This window comes from Rhizobium sp. Pop5 (assembly GCF_024721175.1).
Classification (GTDB): domain Bacteria; phylum Pseudomonadota; class Alphaproteobacteria; order Rhizobiales; family Rhizobiaceae; genus Rhizobium.
This window is the reverse complement of sequence record NZ_CP099402.1, coordinates 272,858-283,135: the sequence shown is the minus strand read 5'-3', so window position 1 is coordinate 283,135 and position 10,278 is coordinate 272,858. Positions and strand designations below refer to the sequence as shown.

General features: G+C 61.1%; 8 protein-coding genes. 4 read left to right on the top strand and 4 right to left on the bottom strand.

Annotation, left to right across the window (positions count from 1 at the left end; translation table 11 throughout):
• Positions 1-259: 259 nt before the first annotated feature.
• Together NE852_RS29370 and NE852_RS29365 are read left to right on the top strand one after the other, a co-directional pair.
• A complete protein-coding gene (locus NE852_RS29370) occupies positions 260-1,345 on the top strand; it encodes an alpha/beta hydrolase (RefSeq protein WP_037173861.1) in 1,086 nt (361 codons plus the stop codon).
• Positions 1,346-1,522: 177 nt separating this feature from the next.
• The gene (locus tag NE852_RS29365; protein ID WP_258157157.1) at positions 1,523-2,974 is read left to right on the top strand and encodes an NCS1 family nucleobase:cation symporter-1; all 1,452 of its coding nucleotides are present in this window, start codon (positions 1,523-1,525) and stop codon (positions 2,972-2,974) included.
• A gap of 74 nt (positions 2,975-3,048) precedes the next feature.
• Here the strand turns inward: NE852_RS29365 and NE852_RS29360 are convergent, their stop codons facing one another.
• Positions 3,049-4,932, bottom strand: a complete 1,884-nt coding sequence (locus tag NE852_RS29360; RefSeq protein ID WP_258157156.1) for a methyl-accepting chemotaxis protein — start codon at positions 4,930-4,932, stop codon at positions 3,049-3,051.
• Between the two features lie 362 nt (positions 4,933-5,294).
• Here NE852_RS29360 and NE852_RS29355 point away from each other — a divergent pair, with 362 nt between their 5' ends.
• Together NE852_RS29355 and NE852_RS29350 are read left to right on the top strand one after the other, a co-directional pair.
• Positions 5,295-6,740 (top strand): adenylate/guanylate cyclase domain-containing protein, encoded by a 1,446-nt coding sequence (locus NE852_RS29355; protein WP_008532289.1) that lies wholly within the window; start codon positions 5,295-5,297, stop codon positions 6,738-6,740.
• A gap of 316 nt (positions 6,741-7,056) precedes the next feature.
• Positions 7,057-8,103 carry a magnesium and cobalt transport protein CorA gene (locus NE852_RS29350; protein WP_258157155.1) on the top strand — a complete coding sequence of 349 codons (1,047 nt, stop codon included), beginning with the start codon at positions 7,057-7,059 and terminating at the stop codon, positions 8,101-8,103.
• On the opposite strand, the gene NE852_RS29345 is transcribed toward NE852_RS29350, so the two are convergent.
• The 3 genes from NE852_RS29345 to NE852_RS29335 all read right to left on the bottom strand — a co-directional run bounded on the left by NE852_RS29345 (position 8,104) and on the right by NE852_RS29335 (position 10,221).
• A complete protein-coding gene (locus NE852_RS29345; RefSeq protein WP_008532292.1) occupies positions 8,104-8,877 on the bottom strand; it encodes a phosphotransferase enzyme family protein in 774 nt (257 codons plus the stop codon).
• 11 nt (positions 8,878-8,888) lie between these two features.
• On the bottom strand, positions 8,889-9,770 hold the full coding sequence (locus NE852_RS29340; RefSeq protein WP_008532294.1) for an MBL fold metallo-hydrolase: 882 nt from the start codon (positions 9,768-9,770) through the stop codon (positions 8,889-8,891).
• 67 nt (positions 9,771-9,837) lie between these two features.
• Positions 9,838-10,221: a hypothetical protein gene (locus NE852_RS29335; protein WP_258157154.1), complete on the bottom strand. Its 384-nt coding sequence runs from the start codon at positions 10,219-10,221 to the stop codon at positions 9,838-9,840.
• Between the last annotated feature and the right edge of the window lie 57 nt (positions 10,222-10,278).

Genomic DNA, 10,278 nt, shown 5'->3' with positions numbered 1-10,278 from the left:
GACGGCCATCGCCTACGGCCGCCGTGGCGACCGCCGCAACACGGGCCGTTAGAAAATAGGTGGGATGGCGAAGGCGATGCCATCCCACACCGGAGCGGGATCATGTGCCGGATAACGAGATCGGCGGATGCGCCCGAAAGCCTTTAGTTTCCAACGGAACGGATCGATGATGAAAGAGTATCCCCGGGAGTTGCTGACGGCAACTCCCCGACGGCTGTCGAAGACAGTTTCGACCATCGTCGTCGCGGTCGGCCTGGCGATGCTGGCGGGCTGCGCGACGAGACCATCGCCTGAAGTTCTGAAGCCTGTTCATCTGAGCGGGCCGGTTCCTTCCGAAACGGCTCCGGATCGCGTGGGCGTGCTCGCTGCGACCAACCGAACCCCCGACAACGTGCGGGGTGGCTTCGGCAGCACCTGGGCCGGGAAGCTTACCTATGAGGAATATGCGTTTTCGGTTCCTCCGGGCCGGAAGGACACCGCCATCAATTATCCGACGGCAAAGCCGGATCCGGAGCGGCAATTTGCCGTCGTCGGGCGCAAGCAGCTGCCGAAGGACGCTTTCGTGCAGCAGGCGCTCGCCTCCGTGCAGGCTGACGGCACGATCGGCATCTTCGTGCATGGCTACAACTACAGTTACCAGGAAGCGCTCTATCGCACCGCCCAGATCGCCGCGGATGCCAAAATACCGGGCGCGCCGATCCTGTTTTCCTGGCCTTCGGCAGCATCCGTGGCCGGATATGTCGCCGACCGCGATGCCGCACTTTCCTCTCGCAGCGAACTCAATTCCCTAGTCACATCGCTCTCTGCCTCCGGCAAGGTGAAGCGCATCATCCTGTTCGGGCACAGCATGGGTGGGTTCCTGGTGATGGAGACGGTGCGCCAGCTCAAGCTGCAGCACCGCGACGACGTCGTCGGCAAGCTGGCCGTGGTGCTTGCCGCGCCCGATATCGACATCGATGTCTTCCGTTCCCAGCTTGCGGATATCGGCCAGATGCCGATCCCGATCTCCCTTCTCGTTTCCAAGGACGACCGGGCGCTCGGGGCTTCGAGCTTCATTGCCGGGGAGCGGGCGCGCGTCGGCCGCCTCGATATCGACGATCCCGTCATCCGGGAGGCAGCGTTGAAGGAGCGACTTCGGGTCATCGACATCACGTCGATCCAGACTTCCGATGGATTGGGGCACGACCGTTATGCGTCCCTCGCGAAATTCAGCGCGCAGTTTGCCAGCTTCGAAAATGGCAAGCGTTCCAGCGCAGGAGATGTCGGCGCCTTCGTCTTCGATGCCGCCGGCGCCGCCATCGCAAGCCCGTTCCGTCTGGCCGGGCGCGTCGTCGCTGGGCAATGAAGCGCGAGGAGCGCGCTCGGGCGGCAAAGGTTCGTCCCGAGGTTGCCGCCGGTGCTCATATATAAGGCATGCACGAAGATTGTGTACAATGTGACTATTAAATTGTCAGATGCATAAATGAAGAGCAGACTTCCGCCTGTGGTCGAATTTGACCTCGAGGACATGGGGAGGGCATTCATGAACGTACGAAATCCGTCTCCCTCGTTGTATAACGAGGATCTTGCACCCGCCGAGGAGCGCAAATGGGGTGCATTCAGCATTTTCAACGTCTGGACATCGGACGTTCATAGCCTGTGGGGATATTATCTGGCGGCAAGCCTGTTCCTGCTCTGCGGCAGCTTCGTGAATTTCGTCATCGCCATCGGCATCGGCTCCCTCGTCATCTTCTTCCTGATGAGCCTGGTCGGTAATGCCGGCGTACGCACGGGCGTTCCCTTTCCGGTTCTGGCGCGCGCCTCCTTCGGCACGTTCGGCGCCAATGTTCCCGCACTCGTCCGGGCGGTGGTCGCCTGCTTCTGGTATGGGGCACAGACCGCTGCCGCCTCCGGCGCCATCGTCGCCCTGCTGATCCGCAACGAGAGCCTGCTCGCCTTCCATCAGAACAGCCACCTGCTCGGCCATTCGACGCTGGAGGTGATCTGCTATGTCGTCGTCTGGGCGCTGCAGCTGCTGATCATTCAGCGTGGCATGGAAACGGTCCGGAAATTCCAGGATTGGGCAGGCCCTGCCGTCTGGATCATGATGCTGATCCTTGCGGTCTATCTGGTCGTCAAATCAGGCACCTTCTCCTTCGGTTCCGAGATCCCGCGCGACGTGCTGATCGAAAAGACCAAGGATGCCGGCGTGCCGGGCGAGCCAGGCTCCTTTGCCGCCCTTGCAGCGGTAGCGGCCACCTGGATCACCTATTTCGCAGCGCTCTACCTGAACTTCTGCGATTTCTCTCGTTACGCGACGAGCGAAAAGGCACTGCGCAAAGGCAATCTCTGGGGCCTGCCGATCAACCTGCTCGCCTTCTGCCTCGTCGCGGGCGTCACCACCACGGCCGCCTTCACGGTCTATGGCGAGGTCCTGCTGCATCCCGAAATGATATCGGCGAAATTCGAAAGCTGGTTCCTGGCGCTGCTTGCCGCGCTGACATTCGCGATCGCAACGCTCGGCATCAACGTCGTGGCGAATTTCGTGTCGCCGGCCTTCGACTTCGCCAATGTCTTCCCGCGCCAGATCAATTTCAAGCGTGGCGGATACATCGCCGCATTGATCGCTCTCGTGCTCTATCCGTTTGCTCCCTGGGAGACCGGTGCGGCGCATTTCGTCAACTTCATCGGATCGACGATGGGGCCGATCTTCGGCATCATGATGGTGGACTACTATCTCATCCGGAAGAGCCAGCTGAACGTCGAGGCGCTCTACCATGAGAACGGCGAGTTCCGCTTCCAGAACGGATGGCACGGCAATGCGTTCATCGCCTTTGTGGTGGGGGCGCTCTTCTCCTCGATCCTGCCGACATTCACCTCGATCCTGCCGGACTGGTGGGGCACCTACGGCTGGTTCTTCGGCGTCGGGATCGGCGGGGCGATCTATTTCGTGCTGAGAATGGGCGCACGGCGCAATCCGGCCTTCGCGTCCTGACATAAAAGAGGCGCCCGGCGATTGGCCGGGCGCCTTCATTTCGGTTTCCATGAGCGGCGATTGGCAGGCGCCGTTCAGCGGCGCGCGGCAACCGCGTGCATGGCTGCGCGGCCGGCCGGCTCAGCCATCGATCTTGCCGCCGAACGAAGGGCTGCCGATTGGCTGACGCCTGCATCGTCGAGCCTGAACTGGGCGACGAGCTCGCGAAGCTTCTGGGCTTCCTGCGCCAGAGAATCGGATGCCGCCGTCGATTGCTGCACCATGTGCGCGTTCTGCTGCGTGGTCTGGTCCATCCGGTTGACCGCGCCGTTGACTTCGCCGAGGCCGATCGACTGCTCTTTTGCCGACGTTGCGATCGAATCCATATGCTGGTTGATCTGGGTGATGAAGCCGCCGATGGTCTTGAGCGCCTGGCCGGTATCGCGCACGAGCTTGACGCCGCCTTCCACTTCCTTCGAGGAATTCTGGATCAGGCCCTTGATTTCCTTGGCAGCACTTGCCGAGCGCTGGGCGAGTTCGCGCACTTCCTGAGCGACGACCGCGAAGCCCTTGCCGGCTTCGCCGGCTCTTGCCGCTTCGACGCCGGCATTGAGCGCCAGCAGATTGGTCTGGAAGGCGATCTCGTCGATGACGCTGATGATGTTGGAAATCTGCTGCGACGAGGTCTCGATGCGTTCCATCGCCTCTTCGGCGTGGGAAACGACATCAGCGGAGATGACGGCGCTGTGATTTGCTTCGGTGGCGACCTTACGCGTCTCTTCGGTCCGCTTGGTGGAGTTGGTGACGTTCGCGGTGATCTCCTCCAATGCGGCGGCGGTTTCTTCAAGCGAAGCAGCCTGCTGCTCCGTGCGCTTGGAAAGATCGCTTGCGCCTGAGGAGATTTCCCGCGTGCCTTCGTCGATCGTGCCGATGCTTTCGGAAATCGCCCTCAGCGTTGCGCCGAGCTGGGTGACGGACTGATTGAAGTCGTGGCGCAGCGCCTCGAAATCAGGTGAGAAGGTCTCGTTGAGCTGGAAGGCGAGATCGCCGGCCGCCAGTCGCTTCAGGCCGGTCGCAAGCCCCGAGGTGGCGATGCGCAGCCGCTCCGAGGCGTCGGCTTCCGCTTGGTTCTGGGCGGCAATGCGGTCGGCCTCCGTTCGGCTGCGGCTTTCATCCGCTTCCATTGCCATCCGCTTGTTGGTGATCGCGGCCTGGCGGAAGATCTCCACCGCCGCCGCCATCGATCCGATCTCGTCGGCGCGGCCGGCAAACGGAATATCCGAAGTGGTGTCTCCTTCGGCGAGCCGCCGCATTGCGGCCGTGATGCCGATGATCGGGTTGGCGATGCCGGTCAGCACGAAGAACACCGCGCCGAGAACGAGCAATCCGGCAAAGCCGATCGCGGCAAGCAGATAGAATTCTACGGAAGCGAAGACCGTCTTGCTGAGTTCGGCGGCCTGATTGCTGCCGCTGACGTTCAATTCGACCAGGGTCGCTACGGCTTCCTTGAGCTTGTCGGAATAGGACTTCATCTCTCCGCCCAGATACTGGCCGGCTTCCTCGGTCTTGTTGGCGCGGGAAAGGACGAGCAGCTGGGCGCTGCTGGCGATGTAGCCTTCCACGCTCTCCTTGATCGTCTTGAGCAAGTCGCGCTCGCGCTCGGAGGAGATCAGCGGGAGATAGGCGTCCACCGATTTGCGGATCGTGCTCTCGGCAACGGCGATGGTGTCTTCGCGCGTCTTCTTTTCGGCCGCCGACTGCGCGATGATGTGATCGCGGTAGGCGAGGCGTAAATTCGTCATATTGAGATTGATCGTCTGGGAAGCCTGCACGCTCGGCAGCCAGCGAGTCGCAATTTCTTCGGTCGAGCCGTTCGTCTTGCGAAGGCCATCAACCGCGAGATAGGCGACCAAGCCGAAAAGAAGAGCTATGCCGCTGAAAATCAACAACAAACTCGATTTGATATTTGGACGGCGCATGGAAAGCCCTCAATCGAATTGCCGGTTTCAGACCGGATTGATGGGGAAATTTCTAACAAAAAAAATTTAACGATTTGCTCAATGCGTAAAATGCCGTTTACCACCTTGCCGCCCGACGCCGGAACCAGTCTATGGTGTCTCGCGGCTCGTTCGTCGCGCTACGGTTCTGCAAGGTCGGCCTGACTGGGTGTACCCGCGCGTCATCGGCTGTTGTTCGTCTGCCGACCAGCCTCCCATGTGCCGCGACTTGCTGCAGGAATATGGATGAAGTAGCATGAAAGCGATGCCCGGCAAGAAATGAAGGCCGAGGATTCGACCCGCGGAAGGTCGATATCGCTGCACCAGCGGGTGGGGTGGATACCATGAGCGGTATCGATGATGGCCTCCTCGAACGAAAGATGACCGAGATCGAGCGGGCTCGATCCTGGAGCCCACGCGTGATTTCCAAGTTTGAGGCATTGATCCGCAGCAGCGAGGATTTGTCGCTCTACCGGGTCAATCCGCTCGCTTTTGCCCGTGACCGTGCGATCGGCGACGGCGAGTGCATCGACCTTTTCCTCCACGCCGCGCGCTGCGGCCTGTTCGAGATGCATTGGGACGTGCTTTGCCCTCAGTCCGGAATGGTGCTGGATAGTTTCGGTTCGCTTAGGACGCTGAAAACCCATTATGTTTGCGGTTTGTGCGACGTATCGGGTGAAACCGACCTCGACGATTTCATCGAGGTGACGTTTTCCGCCTCGCCGAGCCTCCGGCGTCTTTCGTTTCACGATCCGAGTTCTCTTTCGGTTGAGGACTTTCATTGGAAGTTGCGGTTTGCCGGCGATGGCAAGCTGCCGGGCCAGCCGGTGCGGTTTGTCGATATGCTGCGCGGCTTTGTACGCAGCCTCTCCTATCTGCCGAGCGGGGCGACGGTCAGGCTGCCGGTAGAGTTAGGGCCTGGCGTTTTGGCCGGGGTCAACGTCCAGACGCAGGCTGCCTTCATGGTCGAGATCGCCGGTGAGCCGGGGCCGGAGCCGGCAGTGCTGCGCGTTCGCTACGACGGACAGCGCTTCGCGCCCGACCGAGCGGTGGTGCCGCCGGGCCGCTCTGTTGTGGAAGTCGACAACAGCGGAGCCGCTCGCGGTTCGCTGATGCTGATCAACTGGCCGCCCGAGATCGTGGCGCTGCCGAGTAAGCCGGCGTTGGAATTCGAGCCATATGTATCCGGCGGAATGCTGATCGCGCGACAAACATTCCGGCGGCTGTTCCGCTCGGAGCGGGTCGATGAACGCGAAGGGCTTGGCATACGCCAGGTGACGTTCTTGTTCACCGACCTGAAGGGTTCTACCGCGCTTTACGAAGAGCTTGGCGATCTCAATGCCTATGCTCTGGTGCGAGAGCATTTCGCCTTGCTGGAATTGACGACACAACAGCATGGTGGTGCCGTCGTCAAGACGATCGGTGACGCCGTGATGGCGGTGTTCTCCAGGCCGGCGGATGCGGTTGCGGCAGCACTCAAGATCCTGGACGAAATCGAGCGCTTCAACATCGAGCATGGCGAGCCGGGTATCATCCTCAAGATTGGCGCCCACTGCGGTGCTTCGATCGCCGTTACGCTGAACGAAAATCTCGATTATTTTGGCCAGACGGTGAATGTTGCGGCACGTGTGCAGTCCCTGGCCGATGCCGGGGAACTCTGCATCTCTGAAGCACTCTATATGGCGCCAGGAGTGCGGGAGCTTTTGTCGGAACAAACAGTCGTGGAGTTCGGAGCGCCGCTCCGCGGCGTCGAAGGGAACGCATCTGTCTATAGGATCACTCGTAGCTGATGGACGTATTGGATAACTTCGCTCGCCCTAGACTCGGGAAAGCCTGTAGCGGCGCAGCCCGCAAAATGCGCGTCGTTGGATGGTGATGGCCTCCAACCATGATGCCCATCCGACACTGAACATCATGCAGGCTCTCATGATGCGCCATGCGTTGAGAGCCTGTTTACCGTCGGCACTTTTACGCTCCCGCCGAGACGGATGCATGTTTTGCGAAATGGCATTATGATCGACGCAACGCCCGGCCGACGTCGGTTGCGGATGCGTGCTTCGGGAGGCGCGCGACATGCGATCCCGAAAATAGGGAGGATGGCGGAATTTGGAACGGGTGAAGGATCTGGAGAGTGTCCCCGCAAGGGAAGGTAGCGGTTCGGCGTCGGCTCGGCTTGAACAACGGCCGGGTGTGGTGGCGGCCGCCGTCTACCAGCATGGGCAGCGCATTCGCGACATCCGGATAGAGGAGGCCGGCGAGTGGCGAAACCGGGAGAACGCCATCGTCTGGATCGGCCTGCACGAGCCGGATGAAATGCTGCTGCATCAGATCCAGGCCGAGTTCAATCTCCATGCTCTGGCGATCGAGGACGCGGCGCAGCCCCACCAGCGCCCGAAGCTGGAGATCTACGGGGAGGCGATGTTCATCGTCGCCCGGACCGCCCATATGAAGGACGGCGAAATCATCTTCGGCGAAACGCATCTCTTCGTCGGCCGCGGTTATGTTGTCTCCGTTCGCCACGGGGAATCCTCCTCTTATCTGGCTGTCCGGCAGCGCTGCGAGGCAACCCCGGCAGCCCTTGCCCATGGCGAGAACTACATTCTCTATTCGATCCTCGATTTCATCGTCGACAACTATATGCCCGTCATCGAGGTGGTGCAGGAGGAGGTCGAGAAGCTCGAGGACCTGGTGCTGCGCGAACAGCTGGGAAAGTCCGACATCGAGCGGCTTTACCTTTTGCGGCGCAAGCTGCTGCGGCTGCGCAACGCCGTTGTTCCGCTCGTCGACGTCTGCCGGCGGTACGAGCATATCGACCTTCCCGGCATGGATCCGACCCTCCAGTCGCTGTTCCGCGATGTGACAGACCATGTGCGCCGGGTGCAGGAGGATATTGACGCGCTGCGCGAAGTGCTCGCCTTCGCCTTCGAGGCCAGCGTGATGATCGGCCAGACGGAGCAGACGGCGATCGCCCGCAAGCTCGCCGCCTGGGCGGCCATCCTCGCTGTTCCCACGGCCATCGCCGGCATCTACGGCATGAACTTCAGCGACATGCCGGAACTGAAATTCCAGTATGGTTACTTCGTCGTGCTCGGCGTCATCTGCGTTCTTTGCCTTGGCCTGTTCACCTTCTTCCGCCGGAGGAAGTGGCTCTAGTCAACTGAGAATTTCCACCAGCCGGTTCCGGTGCATGCCGATATAGTCGATGTCGTTAAGATAGAGGCGGGCATCCCCGGCATCGACGTCCTCTGCGAAGGTCTCGTCCCCGGCTGCCGCACTTGCCAGCATGAAATCGACGAGGGCCTGGAGCCGTCTGCAGATCATCTCCGGGAGGTCGCGCCGTTCTTCCTCTGTCGCGCCATAAGCAGCGCAGAAGATTTTCGCGCGCCGCAGCTGTTCGTCGAGGCCGAACGCTACGGAAGGATTGGTGGGGTCGGAGAGGGGCGCCCAGCGATAGACCGCATAGGCGAGATCCCACAGGCGCGGTGCGGGATGGGCGGTGTCGAAGTCGATGATCCCGGTCGCTTCGCCATCTGACGCGGCGATGTTGTAAGGCGCAAAGTCTCCATGGCAGACGATCTCGCGCGGCTCCCGCGGCGCCAGCATCCATGTTCGAGCCTCGCCATCCAATTCCAGGAAACCTTCGGATGCCGAATGAAAATCCCGAAGCAGCCTGGCCGCCGAAAGCAGCATGCGCTCCGATCCGGCAATCGGATCGCCGAGATCTTCGCAGACGCGCCCGGCGACATAGCTGACGACCTCCCGGCCTTCCCCTGTTATTTCGATGGCCTCCGGCGCCGCCAGAAAGCCTCGGCTCCTCAAATGACGCAGAAACCGGTGCACCGTCGGCGTCCATGCGCCTGACGGCCTGATGACGGCATCGCCATTGCGCCAGATCTGCCCAGTTCGCCCGCCCTCCAACAGTTCCACGCCATGGCCTCCTATGCGGATTTCAGCGTTTCGATACGGGCCTGAACCGTCGCGCCAAGGTTCGTCTCATGGCAATTCCGGTAGAATGCCGCCGTGTCCGAAGGCATGCCGCCAGGAATGGCGACGAAATCTTCGAGCCGGAAACCGCTTGCACTGCCGAGTTGCGGATCAGCCAACCGGCTTTCGCTCAAGCCGCCGACACGATCGGCCAGGGCTTCGAAATAGGCGAGATTCTGATCCACCGTCGAAGGCGACGATGTCCTGCCATGCGCGGGGATGACCAGTCTTGCATTGAGGTCACGGATGCGGGTGAGCGAGGCGCGGATCAGGCGAAGGTCTTCGGAACGTTTGCTCCAGACTTCCGGAATGGGGTATTCCACAGCATCGACCGCCAGGCAGGTACGAAGTTCTGGAATCCAGACGGCGATATGGTCGGGCGTGTGCCCGGGCGTATGGATGAGTTCCAGCGTCAGGTCGCCGCCATTGAGAACCATCGAGCCGGAAAAGGTGATGTCGGGGCCGATGAGCTCGACATTGCCAAACCGCGATTCCTGGCTCGCCTTGTCCTTCAAGACCTGTAGCGTCGAGGGATCACGCAGGCGTTCGAGCGCTGCGGCATGCGCGATGATCGGAGCACGCCCTGATATGGCGGCATTGCCCCAGAAGTGATCCCAATCCATGTGCGAGTTGATGACGATCAGCGGCCGAGCCTCGGCCTGCTCCGCAAGCAGATCGAGCGCTGTCCTACATTGCTCCGGCGTGCCGAGCGTATCGATCAGGACATTGAATCTGTCGGTCCGAACGAACACGGCATCCACTTCGTCCCCCGCCCTGACGATCACGATCCGGTCGTCAAGTCCCGGATAGGAGCTCAATTCCACTGATGGATTCACGTCAGGTGCCTCCGTTGCAACCGCAATGATCTTATCCAGTACATCAAATCTTGTTCTGGTGCTGTCTTCAGGAGTGCCGAGGTTTCTGCTGCACCGGTACGAACACATCCCAATGTCTCATCACGGTGTTCGGCACGGCGTCCGCGCATATCACCGTCACGCTGGGTTTCGAGCGGCCAAGGCTCTTCGGCGTCCATTCCGCCCGGAGCGGGACCGCGCAGCGGGGGACCAGCACCTTCGCGTTGGGCTCCAGCACGTCCCATTGCTCCTGGCCCCTGGCGTTCTCCTGCGCGATGAAGCGCCTGGCCTGCTCGCGGATTTCGAACAGGCCGTGCTTCTCAGGCGTCGAACGATCGGTCTCGATGCTCCAGGCGGCAAGGCACGGTACGCAGGCCGACAAGCTTGCGGCAAAGAGTATGGGTCGAAGTAACGATGCGCTGTCGGCAGCCAAATGGATTACCCTCCGGGACGGCTGAAATTAGCCGGATGCGATACGAAATCTCAAGCT